The sequence below is a fragment of the Paenibacillus sp. FSL H7-0942 genome, assembly GCF_045040715.1.
Taxonomy (GTDB): domain Bacteria; phylum Bacillota; class Bacilli; order Paenibacillales; family Paenibacillaceae; genus Paenibacillus; species Paenibacillus amylolyticus.
Genome location: NZ_CP150279.1, coordinates 420,761 through 438,396 on the forward strand (window position 1 = coordinate 420,761; position 17,636 = coordinate 438,396).

General features: G+C 40.1%; 17 protein-coding genes. 13 read left to right on the forward strand and 4 right to left on the reverse strand.

Features of this window, described 5'->3' with window-relative positions:
• The first annotated feature begins 9 nt into the window (after positions 1–9).
• Entirely contained in the window at positions 10–1,062 is a 1,053-nt protein-coding gene (locus tag MHI48_RS01995) for an alkene reductase (protein ID WP_245838472.1), read from the forward strand.
• A 41-nt stretch (positions 1,063–1,103) separates the two neighbouring features.
• On the opposite strand, the gene MHI48_RS02000 is transcribed toward MHI48_RS01995, so the two are convergent.
• Together MHI48_RS02000 and MHI48_RS02005 are read right to left on the reverse strand one after the other, a co-directional pair.
• Positions 1,104–2,387 (reverse strand): MFS transporter, encoded by a 1,284-nt coding sequence (locus tag MHI48_RS02000; RefSeq protein WP_405142846.1) that lies wholly within the window; start codon positions 2,385–2,387, stop codon positions 1,104–1,106.
• A gap of 66 nt (positions 2,388–2,453) precedes the next feature.
• Positions 2,454–3,701 (reverse strand): ATP-grasp domain-containing protein, encoded by a 1,248-nt coding sequence (locus MHI48_RS02005; RefSeq protein ID WP_047840413.1) that lies wholly within the window; start codon positions 3,699–3,701, stop codon positions 2,454–2,456.
• A 217-nt stretch (positions 3,702–3,918) separates the two neighbouring features.
• Here MHI48_RS02005 and MHI48_RS02010 point away from each other — a divergent pair, with 217 nt between their 5' ends.
• Both MHI48_RS02010 and MHI48_RS02015 read left to right on the forward strand, forming a co-directional pair.
• Positions 3,919–4,482, forward strand: a complete 564-nt coding sequence (locus MHI48_RS02010) for a hypothetical protein (RefSeq protein ID WP_076329903.1) — start codon at positions 3,919–3,921, stop codon at positions 4,480–4,482.
• Positions 4,479–4,889: a DUF2000 family protein gene (locus tag MHI48_RS02015; protein ID WP_047840412.1), complete on the forward strand. Its 411-nt coding sequence runs from the start codon at positions 4,479–4,481 to the stop codon at positions 4,887–4,889. The genes MHI48_RS02010 and MHI48_RS02015 overlap by 4 nt, the downstream gene beginning before the upstream one ends.
• 122 nt (positions 4,890–5,011) lie before the next feature.
• Here the strand turns inward: MHI48_RS02015 and MHI48_RS02020 are convergent, their stop codons facing one another.
• On the reverse strand, positions 5,012–6,226 hold the full coding sequence (locus MHI48_RS02020; RefSeq protein ID WP_405142849.1) for an MFS transporter: 1,215 nt from the start codon (positions 6,224–6,226) through the stop codon (positions 5,012–5,014).
• Between the two features lie 281 nt (positions 6,227–6,507).
• Here MHI48_RS02020 and MHI48_RS02025 point away from each other — a divergent pair, with 281 nt between their 5' ends.
• Entirely contained in the window at positions 6,508–7,086 is a 579-nt protein-coding gene (locus MHI48_RS02025) for a TetR/AcrR family transcriptional regulator (RefSeq protein WP_036616598.1), read from the forward strand.
• Between the two features lie 100 nt (positions 7,087–7,186).
• Here MHI48_RS02025 and MHI48_RS02030 read toward each other — a convergent pair whose 3' ends face one another.
• The gene (locus MHI48_RS02030; RefSeq protein ID WP_405142851.1) at positions 7,187–8,311 is read right to left on the reverse strand and encodes an LLM class flavin-dependent oxidoreductase; all 1,125 of its coding nucleotides are present in this window, start codon (positions 8,309–8,311) and stop codon (positions 7,187–7,189) included.
• A gap of 264 nt (positions 8,312–8,575) precedes the next feature.
• On the opposite strand from MHI48_RS02030, the gene MHI48_RS02035 reads away from it, so the two are divergent.
• From MHI48_RS02035 to MHI48_RS02075, 9 genes are all read left to right on the forward strand, one after another.
• On the forward strand, positions 8,576–9,970 hold the full coding sequence (locus tag MHI48_RS02035) for a hypothetical protein (protein WP_076319571.1): 1,395 nt from the start codon (positions 8,576–8,578) through the stop codon (positions 9,968–9,970).
• A gap of 257 nt (positions 9,971–10,227) precedes the next feature.
• Positions 10,228–11,598 carry a hypothetical protein gene (locus MHI48_RS02040; protein ID WP_083677612.1) on the forward strand — a complete coding sequence of 457 codons (1,371 nt, stop codon included), beginning with the start codon at positions 10,228–10,230 and terminating at the stop codon, positions 11,596–11,598.
• 30 nt (positions 11,599–11,628) lie between these two features.
• Positions 11,629–12,987 carry a helix-turn-helix transcriptional regulator gene (locus MHI48_RS02045; protein ID WP_143781122.1) on the forward strand — a complete coding sequence of 453 codons (1,359 nt, stop codon included), beginning with the start codon at positions 11,629–11,631 and terminating at the stop codon, positions 12,985–12,987.
• Positions 12,988–13,011: 24 nt separating this feature from the next.
• On the forward strand, positions 13,012–14,352 hold the full coding sequence (locus tag MHI48_RS02050) for a helix-turn-helix transcriptional regulator (RefSeq protein ID WP_076319568.1): 1,341 nt from the start codon (positions 13,012–13,014) through the stop codon (positions 14,350–14,352).
• Positions 14,353–14,559: 207 nt separating this feature from the next.
• Positions 14,560–14,733: an aspartyl-phosphate phosphatase Spo0E family protein gene (locus MHI48_RS02055; RefSeq protein ID WP_076319567.1), complete on the forward strand. Its 174-nt coding sequence runs from the start codon at positions 14,560–14,562 to the stop codon at positions 14,731–14,733.
• Between the two features lie 465 nt (positions 14,734–15,198).
• A complete protein-coding gene (locus tag MHI48_RS02060) occupies positions 15,199–16,167 on the forward strand; it encodes a hypothetical protein (RefSeq protein ID WP_076319566.1) in 969 nt (322 codons plus the stop codon).
• Between the two features lie 191 nt (positions 16,168–16,358).
• Positions 16,359–16,757, forward strand: coding sequence for a hypothetical protein (locus MHI48_RS02065; RefSeq protein ID WP_076319565.1), 399 nt, complete (start codon positions 16,359–16,361; stop codon positions 16,755–16,757).
• A 77-nt stretch (positions 16,758–16,834) separates the two neighbouring features.
• Positions 16,835–17,104 carry a hypothetical protein gene (locus MHI48_RS02070; RefSeq protein WP_076319564.1) on the forward strand — a complete coding sequence of 90 codons (270 nt, stop codon included), beginning with the start codon at positions 16,835–16,837 and terminating at the stop codon, positions 17,102–17,104.
• Between the two features lie 190 nt (positions 17,105–17,294).
• Positions 17,295–17,483, forward strand: coding sequence for an aspartyl-phosphate phosphatase Spo0E family protein (locus tag MHI48_RS02075; RefSeq protein WP_076319563.1), 189 nt, complete (start codon positions 17,295–17,297; stop codon positions 17,481–17,483).
• Positions 17,484–17,636 lie beyond the last annotated feature (153 nt).

Genomic DNA, 17,636 nt, shown 5'->3' on the forward strand with positions numbered 1-17,636 from the left:
ATGGATAACATGAATACACATTCAACACTATTAAGCCCGGTAACGATTCATCAGTGGCAATTAAGGAACCGAATTGTGATGGCACCGTTGACCCGGGGATTTGCTGATGATCAGGAGGGGACCGTGACGGATGAGATGGTGGCGTATTATGAGCAGCGTGCGCGAGATGGCGTGGGACTGATCATTACCGAGGGCATTAACCCCAATCTGGCAGGCAAAGGCACTTACGGCATCCCCGGTTTATATACAGATGAACAGACGACTTCTTGGAAAAGGGTAACGGATGCTGTCCACAAACATGGCGGCACCATTATTGCTCAACTGTGGCATGTTGGCAGGTTGTCCCACTCCGATCTGATCGGAACCACTCCAGTGGCACCTTCAAGCCTTGCGGCAACAGGAAGAGTGCATAAGCTGCATAAACCGTATCAGGTTCCTCAAACGATGAGTGCACAGGATATAGCGGATACCATTCAGCATTTTCAGACGGCCGCCCGCAATGCAGTTCTGGCAGGGTTCGACGGGATCGAGCTGCATGCTGCGCATGGGTATCTGATCGACCAGTTTATCAATGAGAAGACCAACCAAAGAACAGATGAATATGGAGGAGACACAGCAGGCAGATTGCGGTTCTTGCGGGATATTATTGTGGCTGTGAAAAAAGAGATCAGTGTAGATCGCATATCGGTACGATTTTCCGAGAAAAAGGATGATGATGCATCCTATGCATGGGCAGATCAAGCTGGAATGATCGATGCATATCTTAATTTGTTCCGTGAGACGGGAATTACAATCTTGCATCCCTCAACAGATCAATATACAAAAGCGTGGGAAGAGGAGCAGTCCTTTCACGAGCGGATTCGAAGTCGGTGGGATGGAATCATTATTGGTGTGGGGAATTTGGATGTTCAGACCGCAGAGCACGCGATTGGTAAGGGAAGCATAGATCTGGTTGCGTTCGGCAGACCGTTTATCGCCAATCCAGATCTGGTACAGAGACTGCATACGGGTCAGCAATTGATTGAGTATGATGCGAATGCACATTTGCCTGTTTTGGTGTGAAAATAAAGTGAAAAAAAGGGCAGAGTAGGCTGCCCTGAGGTTCAGATACTTTTTGAGTGATCCAGTGGTTTCATTTCGTTTCTTCTTGTTGAGCTTTTTTCGATATACCAGAGAATAATCATAGACAACGCATAGAGCAGACTGACAGCGAGAATAATGATCCATACACTTTCCATGTCCATGCTTTTGATGAAAATGCCTGTCAAATATGGGCTAAGTGTATAACCCAGGCAACCTACGAATAACAGCAAGCCATTAAACCGTCCCTGATGTGTGTCGGGTACACGCGAAGCAATATACAGATTGATGTTGGTCTGCACGAGAATCTCTCCAATGGTCCACAGCACCGTGGATAAGGCGACGATGGAAAAGTGGGGGAAGGTTCCGAGCAGGTTCAAGGCTCCAAATCCGATTCCATAGAAGAGTGCGCCTGTAGCTATGGAGTTTAGGGCAGTTAATTTGCGTGTAGCGGACAGGATCACGGTGGTAAGAATAATGACGCTAATGGCATTGATGGTCATGACAGAGCCGTAATATGCTGCCCCGTTCTCGCCAAATGAATGATTCATCTGAAGTGGGAGGCTAAATGAGTATTGCATATAGATAAAATAGTTAAGAAATGACACAACGATGAAGAAGGCAACGAGTGGGTTTTTCAGCAGTAGTCTGAATAATGGCGAAGGCGGTTGGCTCAATCGTTGTTGTTCTTGTTGTCCAGCATGTTCGCTGTTTGTTGATGCCAATTCCTTGCGCGTGCCGATCTTAACCTGGTTGATGATGATAAAGGTAGATATCAGAAACACGGTGCCGATACTTATAAAGACAATGTTGACATGATCCTTGATAAAAAAACCAGCGATCAGTGGTCCGATGGCTATACCCAGATTGGCCCCCAGATACATGAGGGAAAAGGCGGACTTTCGCTCTTTCTCCTCCGTACACAGTTGAATAATCAGTGCATTATAAGCAGGCCGGGTAATACTGATGAAAAACATGACTGCAATCAGAAGATAACCAACGGTAATGGTGCCTGACCAAAAAGAGCAGCTTATAATCAGGATGGCAGACAACAGTTGTCCGATGACAATAATCGTTTTTTTGCCCATAAGATCGCTTAAATAGCCGCCGAGAAGTACACCGGGTCCGCTAATCAGGGCTGCCATGGACACAAAGATCCCTGCACTGACCACATTCATGCCCATCTGTAACGTAAGCACCAAGGTAATCAAGGAGAATACAAAATCTCCCGTGCTGTTAATCGTTCTGGCTAAACAGAGATAATAGATATCGCGGCTCAGACCCGCGTAGGTTTTGAATAAAGACAATAATTCCAGCCCTCCCCAAGATAACCGTCACTCCAGACCAAAAACGGTGAGGATCATCTGTACATCTTATACAGTTTCAGTTTCAGCAACCGTCACTTCAATCTTGAAACGATCGTACATATCCAGCAGGGTTTGACGCAATTCCTCGAACGAATCACCCTCCACGATAGCATAGCCTGAGCGGGTCATGGTATCGTTTACGTCCCCGGCCCGCTGCCCCACTTGATAGGATACATTGAACTCAATGATGCCAGGGATATCGGCATAATCCTCTATTCCGGATATGTGTTGAATTACCCCTGCACGTGAAGGGAAGCAGATCATGCCTGTGAATTTATGGCGCGTCTCCTGTTGCTTAAATTCATATATTCCAACTTCCAGATCAGTGACGGCTTCGAAGAAATCAACGCCATGGGTGTTCTTGATACAAGGAGGCATAACATGTGATCCCCCGATTCTTGCACCAATTTCTCCAAACACCACTTCTCCTTCCGGAGTCAGAAAAAGTTCGGCATGTGTTACGGATTGATTGATACCCAAGGCAGCAATGACCTGTTCATTGAGTTCTTTGATGTGATGGATAAAATCAGCTTCCGTGCCTTCAGGGAACGTAATACTGGCTGGAGGTTTCTGCTTCGTCGCAATATCCAGGCAGTTATAGAGGTATTGGGAAACAGATGCAAATACAACCTTGCCCTTGGACACAATGGAATCACAATGAAACTCCGTACCGTGGATGAATTCCTCCAGCAAATCCCTTTGCTGTGCTTGTCTTGTATGGTGTAGATAATGTACCAGTTCATCCATGCTGGATAATTTGAACGTATTGATACTTCCATATCCGCTGAGTGGCTTCACAATAATCGGAAACCCGTGTACAGCAGTGAAACGAATATAGTCCTGTTCATGTAGAGCAATTGCAATTTCGGATGTCCGAATTCCGCGTTGATGCAGCATTTGTTTCATGATCCATTTGTTGCGAACAGCCTCAGCCTGATTGCGCTGCATACCGGGGATCCCGAACTCGGAACGGAGCTGACCACCGATCTCAATCGCATTCTCACCCGGCGTTAACAGAGCAGAGATGGAATGGGATTCTCGGATCTGCATCATATGCTCCCGGATGGCATCTACGGACTCCAGATGATCGACATATCTAATTTCGTCAAAGAAGTCCCTGAGGACCTCATCATGATGCAAATTATGCCGTTCAATAATCAGAATTTTCTTGTGATCCGCCAATTTCTGCAAAGGTTTAACGAAGTTTAATCCAGTTGGAAGCCTGAAATCAGATATGTATACAATGGTTTTCATACGTTCTCGTATATCCCCTTTCAACAAAATACTAAAAATAGTAAAAATTCATTTCATAACATTATAGCTCAATATTTTCCATTTTGAATACACCTTTTGGTTAAAAATATGAACCAAAATACATATTTATGATGCGTTAAAGTGTTAATTGACAATAGGAAATTTTTGGTATACGATCTTTAGCGGATTAGAAATAAAAAGGAGGAAATAGAAATAAATGGAGATCGTTAAAGAGAAATATGCCATACTGGGAACGCTGGGAGACGATGAAGGATTCCTGACTTGCAGCATGCATATCGCGAAAAAGCTAGGCAACTCGGAACGTATCAAGCCATACCCTGAATTTGAAGCGGCTGCGGAAGACTTGAGATCAGGGATCATATCCTGCTTGCTGGTCCCCGGGGCGTATCCCAAGCTCAACAGCTTTATCATGGATTCTGAACTAGCGGTGTCTGAGAGCTTTGTGGAGAAAATTCCTGCGCTGGTTCTATCCGGCTTCCATGCGGTATGTCCCGATCAGATCGATATTATCTATCATCATCCAGCAACCACATACTTGTTATCTGAACTTGATACAACCTATAGAGAGAACAGCACCGTATCGTCCAACCCTGAAGCTTGCAGGAAGGTCATGCACAACATGGAGAAGTCCATTGCGCTCACGAATCAGCTATGCGCTGATCATTACGGGCTTGTGACCTACAAAGTATTGCGTGAGGGAATCAATATGCCATGGGTATGTTTTACACAAAATACACAGAGGGTGAATACAGTCATATGAAAAGAATTGCTATTATACTGGATAAAAATCTGGAACCTGGCGCCGCCGCCAATGTGGCTGCCCTGTTAATGGGACAAGCAGCCCTGAATGAGCCGGGGTTATATTCTGATCAACCTGTGCTGGATCATAGCGGCGTTCAGCATGCGGGCATCCGATATAGCACTGTCATTCTGAAGGCCGGGGAGAATCAACTGATCAATCTGGCCAAACTCTGCTCAGATGACAGCGGGGGACTGAGCCATGTTGTTTTTTCACAGACAGGTCAGTCGCTCAACAATGCCTTTGAACAATATGCAGTTGAGATTGCTTCGATGGAATTGGAAGCTACCAAAGTGGTAGGTGTCATTGTATGGGGCGAGGATGATCAAGTTAGGGCAGCGACCAAAAAATTCAGTGTCATGAAATAAGGGAAAAGGGCAGAAGCGGATCTTTAGAGATCACTCTGCCCTTCTTTATATATGAAAGAATTGTTATAGAGGTTGTTCAAAAGTCCGATTTTGATTAGGAAGGATGCCTGAAGGCATCGCACTTATAGATGTTTGCTGACAACGGCAGCTTTCTTTTCCGTAAAGTAATACACCAAAGCGAGCAGCGGCATAATCAGGCCAATTAGCGTTGTGAGACTCCAGCCTCCGTTAGCATAAGACCAGCTTCCAAGGGATGAACCAATCGCACCGCCGACAAAAAAGATCGACATGAATATGCCATTCACACGTCCTCTCGCTTCACTTCCTAAGGAGTAGATAATGCGTTGACCCAGCACCAGATTTCCCGAGACAGCCATATCCAGTGTGATCGCGACGATCACAAGCAGTATCAGTGCTAACGTGGAGTGACTCTGGAACGCATAAGCAAGACCAAACGAAGCAGCAGCGATCACCATGGCAGCACCCGTCAGAATACGTGTTAGTCCGCGATCAGCCAGTCTCCCGGCAATAGGAGCGGCAATAGCACCTCCGACACCAGCCAGTGCGAACCAGGCAATGCCTTGCTGTGACATGTCAAAATCGTTAGCGAGCCTGAGCGGAACCGTAGTCCAGAACAAGCTGAAAGCACCAAACAGGCTGGCCTGATAGAACGCCCGGCGGCGCAGCAGCGGCATCGTTCTGAACAGTGTGCCCAAGGACACGATTAATTGCCCGTATTTCAAGGTGGGTTCAGGCTGGTGAGCAGGAAGAGCACGTGATAGGAGCAACATGAGAAGTGTTATGACAATGGCGGAGAATACAAAAATCGTCTGCCATCCGAAGAGGCTGGTGATAAAGCTTGCGACAGGACGAGCCAGCATGATGCCCAGCAACAGACCACTCATTACATTGCCAACAACCCGTCCGCGCTGTTCCTCGGAAGTAAGATATGTCGCATAGGGCACCAGAATTTGAGCGACCACAGAACCTATCCCAATGAACAGAGAGGCAGTCAGAAATACAACAGCAGTGGGCGAGAAAGCCGCAGCAATCAGGGCAACAACCAGTACGATAAGGAAAAGAACGACCAGGCGTCGATTCTCGGTAATGTCACTGAGCGGCACGATAAACAGCAAACCAATGACATAACCAATCTGAGTCAACGTTACGATCAATCCGGCAGCGGCAGAAGACAGACCCGTTGTCATGCTGATCGGACCGATAACGGTCTGAGCATAATACAGATTTGCCACGATCAATCCACAAGCGGATGCCAGCAAAAAAATAATCCAGGTGGGTACAGGTGCCTTCTTCACTTGTTGTCTCATATCCATCATAATCATCCTCCACAGTTCTAAATTGGTATTCCCAATAAACAGGTGATATTTAAAAACGTTAATTACTAAACGGTGTGTTCACTAATTACAAATATATAATAAACTAAACGTATAGTATTGTAAATAGGCTCTACATATTTTAATGAGAAAGTTAATGAGGATGAAAAGGTGAGCGTAGGATGGAATTGTGTGTACTCATGGCAGTTTAGTATAATGAACGTATCGTTTTCATGAAAAATACTGATGATTAAATATATTTTATACATCCAGGAGGGCTCAAGATGACTGCCAAAAGAGGACGTCCACGTAACATGGAAACCCAGAATGCCATTCTTACAGCATCGTATGAGTTGTTGTTGGAGCACGGATTCGGGGCAGTTACAATCGAGAAGATTGCTGAACGTGCACAGGTGAGCAAAGCCACTATCTACAAATGGTGGCCGAATAAAGGCGCTGTCATCATGGACGGATATATGTCTGCTGCAACGGCAAGATTGCCAGTGCCGGATACAGGCTCGGTATTGGAGGATATACGCATACATGCGAGTAATCTGGTTCGTTTTTTGACCAGTCGTGAAGGTAAGGTGATTACACAGATTATAGGGGAAGGGCAGTCGGATGCAGGGCTTGCCGAAGAATACCGTACAAGATACATCCAACCACGTCGACGTGAAGCTCGGGGAATTCTGGAGAAGGGTGTGGAGCGCGGCGAATTAAAGAGTGGGACGGACATTGGATTATACATTGATCTGATCTATGGGCCTGTGTTCTATCGTATGTTAGTGACGGGGGAAGCGATGGATGATGCGTTTGTAGATGTGATGCTTCGTTCATTGTTGGAAGGCATTCAGTCCAAGTAGATATAGGGATAGTCACGATACAAGTGGGAGGAAGAGGGAAGAGGGCGATTCGTAGGAATCACCCTGGAAGGAGCACATGTATATTGTACGTGGGAGATTGTTAGACCTGGAATATAGGTGAGATGGCTGTGGGCCACGAATCTGTAACATTAGAGGAAAGGAAGGATGAGTGCTGGGTTAACACCGGGGGTTCATTCCATACCGAACTGGGCAGTTCGCGGCGTAATACAGGGGCAACTTCCTTGGCAAAACGCTCTACTTGCTCCAGCTGCTCGCTATGCGTCAGTCCATCTACGCTGATACTCAGCACCTGATGTCCGTAAGCGGCATGATAGTCCAGAATTTTCTCAATGATCTGCTCCGAACTGCCGATTAACGCAGGACCTCGTGCAATGTTATCCTCCAGATCGGTGAAGGGGGACTGGTTATGCTGTGCGGCGGCAGTGGCATGGAACGCTTCATAATATGGCTTATAGCGGCGAATGGCTTCTTCGCCCGTATCCGCAAGATAGAGGCTGCCGGCACCAGAGCCAATCACTGCTTGCTGCGGATCATGACCATAAAAATCGAGGCGTTCCCGATAATGATCAATTAACGCTTTGTATTTGGCTTGCGGGTGAAAAGAATTCGACGTAAAGAGCGGCTCGCCATATTTAGCAGCGAGTTCCGTCGAGACCGTGCTGGACGCGCTACCATGCCAGATTGGGATGGATTGCTGAAGCGGCCTGGGCCACGTGGTCACTCCATCAAGCGGAGGGCGATACGTTCCCTGCCAGGTTACATTCTCTTCAGACCACAGTCGTTTTAGCAGATGGTAGCGTTCATCGAGTGAGTCCCATTGTTCCTCTTCGCTTATGCCAAACAGCGGATAGTGCCGAGGGTCATTGCCTTTCCCGATGATCATCTCCAGCCGTCCGCCCGATAATTGATCCAACGTGGCATAATCCTCGGCAACCCGGACCGGATCAAGTATACTAAGAACAGTAACGGTGGTTAGTAACCGAATGCGTGTGGTTGCTGCGGCTATTGCCGTTAATACGACAGGTGGCGAGGAAGATAGAAACGGCGCACCGTGTCGTTCACCGATTCCATAGGCATCGAAACCCAGTCGTTCAGCCAGCTTTGCTTGCTCTAATATATTATGGAATTTCTGCTGAGTTGTCAGAGCTTCCCTGGTTACGGCATTAGGCAGATTCATCATGAGACTAAACAAGGCAAATTTCATCTGACCTTCTCCTCGAACTGAATTGATAGTATCTGTGTCGTATAATCCTATTGAAATAGTAGGATATGTAAGTTGAATTAAATGTATCACGTTCTCACGGATTCTTCTAATGGATTTTTTCTATAAGCGGGAACAGCGAGACCTCCTTGCATAAATGTGAAGGAAATTGCCACGATTTTTATTGACCGCTGTAAAATTTAGGATTAAAATTGTGCTTATCATATAAATTCAAAATTATGGATTTTCATTGTGGAGGTGGGATACATGGAACCTACAACTACGATACGCTCATATATTGAGGACTACATCAGGAAACAGGGGTACACCCTGCAGTATTTTGCCGATATATCGGGAGTTAACGCTGGAACGCTTAGCGCAATTATTAAGGGGACTCGGCCCATCGCTATGGCGCAACTGGATCTGATTACCCAAGGCATGAAGCTGGAAGAGGGGTATTTCTACGAGATTTATGGGGCTGAATGTTTCGTGGAATCGGCACCACATTGGAGGAGACTGGAACCTTTCCTGCAACGCTGTGCTGAATTGGACAAGCTCGAATGTATTCATAAGGTTATCCAGGAAGTGACGGATGATCGCTCGTATATCTCGGAGTTGTTCGAGATGGCGGAAGGCATGCTTGAACGTGGACAGACGAAGGCTGCACGGATGTTGTACGAATGTGTGGCGGAGTGTGAGAAATATCAACACTCGGAACGTCTGGCTCTGTGCCAGTATCGCATCTTCACGTTATCTCTCGGTCAGAATCAACATGATAACCTGCGGGCCGCTGTGCACTTTGAGCCATATATTAATCGGCTGGATGAGGAACGGCAACTGGATGCGATTAAGGATTTGGCGAATACGTATCTGGCTTTAAGGTATTGGGACAAATCATTTTTGCTTGCTGATGATCTGGGGCGGAAAGCGGAAATTATCCAATCGTATACTAAGAAAAAAATAAGCAAAGAGAATAGGGTTACAGCCTACCCTTTATTTGTGTACCAGGCATATTCAAACTTACTTAAAGCCACTGCGTGCGAGTGGAAAGGTGAGTACACTGAGGCACTGTTATATACAAGAAAAAATGCTGATTTAGCTAGTGTGTTAAATTCTAGTGACGAAGATAAAGTTTATATCGATATGTTTAATAGATGGACTGAGGCCAACACCTACTTATATAATCTGATGATGGGGAAGAAAGAGGTTCTCCCGGTATATCTAGCTTGGGTTGAACAAAATGAAGGAGAAACTCTTACTGCTCTTGTTAAAATTATTGAAGCAGCAAATAAATTTGCAATGGATATAGATTATATTTTACTGAAATTTGAACATTCCTTTAATTTAATTCTGAGTGATAAAACCTTAACTGAAGGGTACAATGAGCAAATAAAGAATGATCAATACTCTAAACTTTTATTTGAACTGGCAATGTATCTTTTTAACAGAGAGCGATATGCAGAAGGAATGAAAAAGCTTATCACTTGTCTGAGTTCAGCTATTAGGATTAATAATTCTAATGACATAATACAATGTGTTGCTCTCTTTGAGAGGTATAGGTCTTTTGCATCTAAAGAAGAGGGAAATAAATATCGCAATCTAATGGAGGAGGTTTACGGCTATTATGAAAATAAAAAAAATCATGGCTATACTCTTGTTTAGTGTTGTGATTATTAGTAATTACCCTATGAATCAGTCTGATGTGCAAAATCAGATATACACACCATCAGGACATGGTGCTGGAGTATTGTAAGATAAGGTATAAGGAACTATCTATGGATACTTTATTGGTTTATTTCCGAATGCGGAAGTAAGCCTTTTTGTGTTTTCATAGATTGACCGATGTAAAATACAGGATTAAAATAACATTTATTATATGTAATTGAATTATAAGTGATTCGAGTGACGGAGGTGAGACAGTGGAATCGGTACGTAAAGTAAGAGTATATATTGAGAAATACATGAGAGAACAAAATCTCAAGTTGCAACTTTTTTCCGATATTACAGGGATTAATGTCGGGACATTAAGTGCCATTCTTAAAGGCAGCAGACCAATATCTATGAACCAACTGAATCAGATCACTTCTGCAATGAGATTAGAAAAAGGATATTTTTATGAGAGTTATGGGGTGGAATCCTTCATTGAATCCGCGCCCCACTGGAGACGTTTGGAACCATACCTATACGAGTGTGCTGAACTTGGTAAATTGGATTGTATACAACAAGTTATCACTCATGTGACGGACGATCGATCCTATATAGAACAGTTATTCGAAGTGGCTGAAGACTTTTTTGCTAAAGGACTAAAAGAAGCAGCTCTTATTTTGTATGAATGTGTGGCAGACAGTGAGAAATATCAACACTCGGAGCGATTGGCCTTATGTCAGTATCGCATTTTTTTGCTTCATAAAACGCTGAATAAATTTGGTAATCTCAATGCAGCAGTAAAGATTGAACCGTATATCGATAAATTGAATGAGGAAGTACAACTGGATGCGATTAAAGATTTAGCTAATATATATGCTTCAATTAGTTTATGGGATAAGGTTTCGGAATTGGCTCAAGAACTGGAACGGAGAGTTAACTTTCAGATTAAATTTCAAAATAAAAAGCATAAGATTAAACGTAGGAAATCCTTTTATCCTCTATTTGTTTATAAAGCTTATGCTAATCTGCTACAGGCTAATGTGTCTGAAGAGCGTAAACAATATGTACAGGCGTTAAAGCACATAGATATATATGAGAATATTGTGGATGAAATTAAAGATCCATCTAAAGAAGAACAAGATTTAATAAAGCTATTAAAGGGGTGGGCGAAGGGTAATCGATATTTATATACATTATTTTTAGGTGATTTCGAAGTTCTAGATGTTTATTTAGATTATCTGGATGCCAATCCTAAAGAAATTCTAACAGCATTCGTATATATTGTGAAATGTGCTAATCAGTATTCATACAATATTAATTACGCATTGGATAGATTCCATAATTATCTTGATAAGAACAGGCTAGATAACTATGTACTAAGGACGAACAATTTGCATGATTTGAATTTTAGCTATACTCGATTATTCTACGAACTTGCAAAATATAGATTAAACCAAAACCAGATTGGACAGGGGATCGAACATTTAATTACTAGTTTCGAACGATCTGTCTCAAGTAATGATGACATGATGTGTATCAAATGCATTGATTTATACGGAAAATATAGAGATCGCGCCAGTAAGACTCAGGAAGAGCAGTATACAAAACTAATAGATAAGTTAAGTGTACTGACTTTTCGATAGTAAAACATCTGGGGAAGGACGATGAAGACAATGTCCAATATACGTTCCTATATTGAAAGTCACTTGAAAAATAAGGGATATAAGCTACAGCAATTTTCAGAAATGGCTGACATTAATGTTGGTACATTAAGTGCGATCATCAAAGGAACCAGACTTATGTCAATGAATCAACTAGACCTAATCACATCAGCAATGGGTTTAGAGCAGGGATACTTTTATGATATGTATGGTGTGGAATGTTTTATTGATTCTGCACCTCATTGGAGACGTTTAGAACCGTTTATATATCGTTGCGCTGAGCTTGGCAAGCTGGATATTATCGAACAAGTCATTACTCATGTGACAGATGATCAATCCTATATTGATGAGTTATTTGATGTGGCAGAGAGTCTCTATAGTAAAAGCATGAATGAAGCGGCACTCATTTTATATGAATGTGTGGCCGACAGTGAGAAGTATCAACACTCGGAGCGGTTGGCTCTTTGCCAGTACCGCATTTTCCTGCTTCAGAAAACACTGAGTAAATATGATAATCTCAATGCAGCAGTAAAGTTCGAACCTTATATTGATAAATTAAATGAAGAAGTGCAATTGGATGCAATTAAAGATTTGGCAAACGTATATAATACGATACATTTGTGGGACAAGGTTGATGCATGGGCAAGGGAACTGGAACGGAAAGCAGAATTCCAATTAAAAATTCAATCTCGTAGGCGAAAAAGTAATAAAAGAAGGCTAACAGCCTATCCTCTTTTTACATATGTAGCCTATGCAAACTTGTTAATATCAAGCGTTTATGATGCTCGTAAGGAATATGAAAATGTCCTAAAGTATATAGAAAAATACTTGGAAATAGTTGAGGTTGAGAATCCTACACAAGAGGATCAACAAATAATAGATTTGTTTCTAATATGGGGAGAAGGAAATCAATATGCTTCCCAATTAATGCTTGGTCAAGAAAAAGTAATCAATTCTTATTTGGATTATATCGAAAACAACCCGTCAGAAATATTAGCTGGACTCATTAATATTTTGCAAGCAGCTAACCAGTATTCTTTTAACATTGACTATGCTTTAGACAGATTTAAAGATCAGATCAATTTGTTTAATACTGACATGTATATTAAAGGTAGTTATAACGATCAAATGTTAAACCACGTATATCAAGATTTTTACTATGAATTGGCAAATTATCAAATGAAACAACGTAATTATTCACTTGGAATGGATGCCTTACTTATGTGTTTAGATCTCTCTTCTTCAAGTAAAGATGACCTGATGTGTATTAAATGTGTAGATTTGTACGGGGAGTATAGAAGCGAGGCCAATGCAACACAGATCAGAAAGTACAAAAATGTAATAGAAAAGTTAAGTTTGCCGACTTTTTGATAATGAAATATCTGGGAAGGGACGATGAAGAAGATGCACAATATACGTTCCTATTTTGATAAATACTTGAAAGACAATGGGTATAAACTACAGCAGTTTTCAGAAATTGTTGACATTAATGTAGGTACATTAAGTGCTATCATCAGAGGAACCAGACTTATTTCAATGAACCAACTAGACCGGATTACCTCTGCAATGGGTTTGGAACAGGGGTGCTTTTATGATATGTATGGTGTTGAATATTTTATTGAATCTGCACCCCATTGGAGACGCTTAGAACCGTTTATATACCGTTGTGCTGAGCTCGGTAAGCTGGATATTATTCAACAAGTCATTACTCATGTGACAGATGATCATTCATATATAGATGAGTTGTTTGAATTAGCCGAAGATTTGTATAACAAAGGAATGAAGCAAGTAGCACTTATCTTGTATGAATGTGTGTCTGAATGCGAAAAATATCAGCACTCTGAACGCTTGGCTATGTGCCAGTATCGTATATTTCTGATAAGTATAAACTTAAAAAAATTTGATAATCTTAATGCAGCCATTCGTTTAGAGATTTATGTAGAGAAGCTCAATGAAGAGGTACAGTTGGATGCGATCAAGGAATTGGCTAATGTATATAGTACAATGCACATATGGGAAAAAGTTTATTCATTGGCAGAAGAAATAGAAAGAAAATCGGATGCTCTATTAAGATTTAGGTCGCGAGTAAAGACTAAACGTATTACAGTTTATCCTTTAATTACTTACAAAGCTTATGCGAGTCTGCTAAAGGCAAGTGTGTTTGAGGCACGTAAAGAATATGCAATGGCTTTAAAATATACAGATATTTATGAGAGAGTAGTTGATATTCCTGATCCATCAGAAGAAGAAAGGGTTATGATCGCCAAATTTAAGAGATGGGCTAAAGGAAATCGTATAACAATTAATTTAATGTCTGGAAATCAAGAATTTATGAATGAGTATCTTAATTACCTGGAAGCTTACTCTGAGGAAACGTTAACTGCCTTTATTAATATTCTTGAAGTTGCTAATGAACAATCCCTTAAAATTGAGTTTAATTTAGAAAAATATGAAAACAAAATCAAACGATTTTATTTAGATGAAGGGTGCAATTCACGGATAATGACTCATAGATATATGTTGTATAATTATGAACTTGCAAAGTATAAATGCAATCGACAAGATTACCAAAACGGTATAGATATAGTACTTGATAACTTATATCTTTCAACATTGAACCAAGACGATCACATGACAGTAAAATGCGTTGATTTATACGGAACTTACAGACAGCAAGCTAGTTTGTCTCAGCAAGAGACGTATTCACAATTATTTAAGACGATAAATATTAAATAAAACAAACAGCCTACCTGAATCTGAGGTTAGGCTATTTTGTGTTTCGAAATTTAAAACAGGTATGGAACATTACGTTTTCTAAAGAATAATTTTTACAAAATTATGCAAAGGAGATTATGTTCTTTAAGTACTTATATCCAGGAGAGAAACTAAATAGCTCAACCAGATTTTGGATGCAATTAAGAATATCCTAGAGGGGTACATGCCATGAGAGAACTGAGTATCTTAAGAGACCAAATAGAGCAAGGTCGGCGAGAATTGTATCGTTTGGTGGAGAAACATGGAATTCCCAATGTTGAAGTGCTTCAGCAGTCCAAAGCATTGGATGAATTGATTAATGAATATAATCGATATATCTCAGTAATTCATGTGAGAAAGTAAAATGGTATGTTGTCCAAACGTAGTCAATGGATTCTTTTTGCGATGCTAAATGATTTACTTATCTAGTCTGAACGGTGAGAATTAACCTCTAATAAGCATGATTCAGCTAAGATATTTCTTTAGAGGTATTTTATTCACAAAAAGAGTATTTTACTATTTTTTGCAAAATATTATATGATTTTTTTGGGCCAATTATATTACTATTTAAATTTTTATGAAAAGATTAATGTTTCTTTCTCTTTTTCCGAAAAATGGAGGTGATTATATCGTTAGGATAGGGATATATTTTAATTAATGATTATAAAAAAATTCTAAGTTCAAAAATATCACAGTTCTATAATTGAAAATGTTCTTTCTGCCAAGATTCTTACGTGGGTAGTTGATTATGTATCATACATCTTAATTAGAAATGAGTATAGAATTACTATTTTGGATTAAAATCTCAAACTATATGGAGGTTGAACAATGAAGATAACTAAAGGCTTTATTTCCACACTACTGATATTTGCTCTTTTGGTTCCGTCGCTAACTGTATCCGCTTCTGAAAATGAAAATAAGATCAAAGAAGTCGAACCAGGTGTATTTATCGGTGAACTTTCTGATGATCAAGTAATAGAAAATTATAATAAAATCAATATTGATATTCCAGAAAAAATAAATACTGAATATCTTGGGAATATTGTTGACGAAATGACTTTATACAAAACAGAAGAAGAAACTGGCTCTGATGGGACCAAATATATCTATGATTACTACAAGCTCAGCTATAAAAATACGAATGATGCAAATTTCTTGAAAAAACAAATCGCAAACTTAAAAAAATCTGGGAATGATACTGTCACTCCTTTCGCAGAAAGAAATGATGAGGGAGACGTACGAATTGTCACATCTTTTGAGCCCATAGTCGAACAAACAAAATTTGACTCGGTTAAAAAAAATCTACGCTCTAATTTAGCAGCTAAGTCTTATCAAAAGTACTTTTCACTGTTATCAGGAAAACTTATTTCTAATTATGTTGTTGGTTTTTTTGTAGGGGAATTACAAAATGATTTGCTTAAAGGATTAGAGGGTAGTGGTGATGCAACTAGCTATTTTAGATTAGCAAAGAAAACGGGTCAGGTTTACCGTAACGGCTCTTTTAAAAGTTATTTTGAAACCTACCAACAAGAGTGGTACTGGAAACATGAAGCAGTAACATACAATAGCAATGGTAGCATTAAAAATGCGGCTACAACTTACTACCTTCCCGACTCGTTTGGTTACCTTCCTATAAATTGGGTTTATTCAACTTATTTCTATAGTAATAAAGATATTATCGAGATTGCACAACATCAATATAGAGTTGAACCTAATCGTTCTACTCCTGCTAAAGACATATTTAAATCCGAAGGTTATAGAAATGATTGGAAGACTAAAGGGAAAATGTCTTATTAATATACTCAAAACAATTTAAAGCTTAACACAGACAATGTTATCTGTGTTAAGCTTTTTAAACATAATTATTTCCATTATAGGTTTGATTTTTTAAACACTTTATAATGAAACATTTAACATTAGATATATCTTTTATCAAAACACACACCTTCAAATAAATATACTTATTTTATGCTTTAGGAGGCAGCCATATGGTCAGAAAAAAAACGATTATTCTATTGGCTCTTTTACTTGCTATTTTAATCGGGGGGATTGGAGGAGTATATGTATTCAAATCACCCGAGCGAGTGATAGAACATGATCTGTCCCATTTTTTTAAGAATGAGAGCACGTCTTACACCTATCCTGATTCTGTGATTCATTTCCTGAATTATCATACTATTAATAATCTCCAAAGACCTAGTGTCACTTATAAAACAATTAATAGTAATTCAAATTCAAAGGAAGTGCTTGCCAGTTTCGAGATCATTATTTATGACGACATAAATCAAATCACGGATATCAAATCGGGCGCTCTAATTTTTAGGATGACTCGCAATAATATCACGTGGAAAATAGAATCTGTTGAGATTATACGTAACATGAAATAGACTGAGATGATATTTAACTTTAATTGAGTTTTGAAGTTCCCATTTCCAATATTGTATTATCAAAGGAGAATTTAAATTTGAAAAGTAAAATGATTTCCTTAGTAGCCCTTATCTGTTCATTTGTATTATTTGTTATTGGATTTCAGTTTATTGCTCAAAGTACTGATTGGGGTATGGACAAAGCTATGTTGGTTCTTGCAGAATACCAAAATGTAAAGTCTGATACCTCTGATATCTTTGGTAGTTTTATAAACTCAGAGATTTGGTCGTATAAAATTGAAGGAATATTATTGATATTTTTAGGGATGTTAATGTTGTATTTAGCAAATTCATTACGAAATAAATAAGGAAAAGTATTCGGGTTCCGAATACTTTTTTTCTTATTTACAATTTAATCTGTAGTTCAACATATAAGTATGAAAAAGGGTGAATTTCTTTGAAAACCTTTGTAAATAAACATTTTATTCTGCAAAGGAATAAAATATGAATTTTTTGGCAATGTATCCTAAAATGTTATACAAAGAGGGGGTGCATGCTATGAATGAACCGAAGCAGATCAAAGATAAAATCGAACGAAATAGGCATGAGTTAAGTCGTTTGGCGGAGAATCATGGCATGCAGGACAACCAAGTCCTCCGACAGTCCATGGTACTGGACGAACTTATTAATGAATATAATCGATTCAAATATAAAAGCCATCTCAGGAACAGACAACCGATTGCATAATGCAGTCGGTTTTTTGGTCTAATTAGTGTTCTATAGAAATAGCGTAGTCGACTGTAGCGATACAGTCGGCTTTTTGGCGTTCACCCTGAAACCTATGCGGATAACTTGAAATTCCGTACCAATTCCAGGATTGGCAGGATAGCGAATGATCAT

Coding starts and splice junctions, on each gene's coding strand:
- MHI48_RS01995 (WP_245838472.1), top strand. CDS start 10: ATGAATACACATTCAACACTATTAAGCCCGGTAACGATTCATCAGTGG.
- MHI48_RS02005 (WP_047840413.1), bottom strand. CDS start 3,701: ATGAAAACCATTGTATACATATCTGATTTCAGGCTTCCAACTGGATTA.
- MHI48_RS02010 (WP_076329903.1), top strand. CDS start 3,919: ATGGAGATCGTTAAAGAGAAATATGCCATACTGGGAACGCTGGGAGAC.
- MHI48_RS02015 (WP_047840412.1), top strand. CDS start 4,479: ATGAAAAGAATTGCTATTATACTGGATAAAAATCTGGAACCTGGCGCC.
- MHI48_RS02020 (WP_405142849.1), bottom strand. CDS start 6,226: ATGATGGATATGAGACAACAAGTGAAGAAGGCACCTGTACCCACCTGG.
- MHI48_RS02025 (WP_036616598.1), top strand. CDS start 6,508: ATGACTGCCAAAAGAGGACGTCCACGTAACATGGAAACCCAGAATGCC.
- MHI48_RS02030 (WP_405142851.1), bottom strand. CDS start 8,311: ATGAAATTTGCCTTGTTTAGTCTCATGATGAATCTGCCTAATGCCGTA.
- MHI48_RS02035 (WP_076319571.1), top strand. CDS start 8,576: ATGGAACCTACAACTACGATACGCTCATATATTGAGGACTACATCAGG.
- MHI48_RS02045 (WP_143781122.1), top strand. CDS start 11,629: ATGTCCAATATACGTTCCTATATTGAAAGTCACTTGAAAAATAAGGGA.
- MHI48_RS02050 (WP_076319568.1), top strand. CDS start 13,012: ATGAAGAAGATGCACAATATACGTTCCTATTTTGATAAATACTTGAAA.
- MHI48_RS02055 (WP_076319567.1), top strand. CDS start 14,560: ATGAGAGAACTGAGTATCTTAAGAGACCAAATAGAGCAAGGTCGGCGA.
- MHI48_RS02060 (WP_076319566.1), top strand. CDS start 15,199: ATGAAGATAACTAAAGGCTTTATTTCCACACTACTGATATTTGCTCTT.
- MHI48_RS02065 (WP_076319565.1), top strand. CDS start 16,359: ATGGTCAGAAAAAAAACGATTATTCTATTGGCTCTTTTACTTGCTATT.
- MHI48_RS02075 (WP_076319563.1), top strand. CDS start 17,295: ATGAATGAACCGAAGCAGATCAAAGATAAAATCGAACGAAATAGGCAT.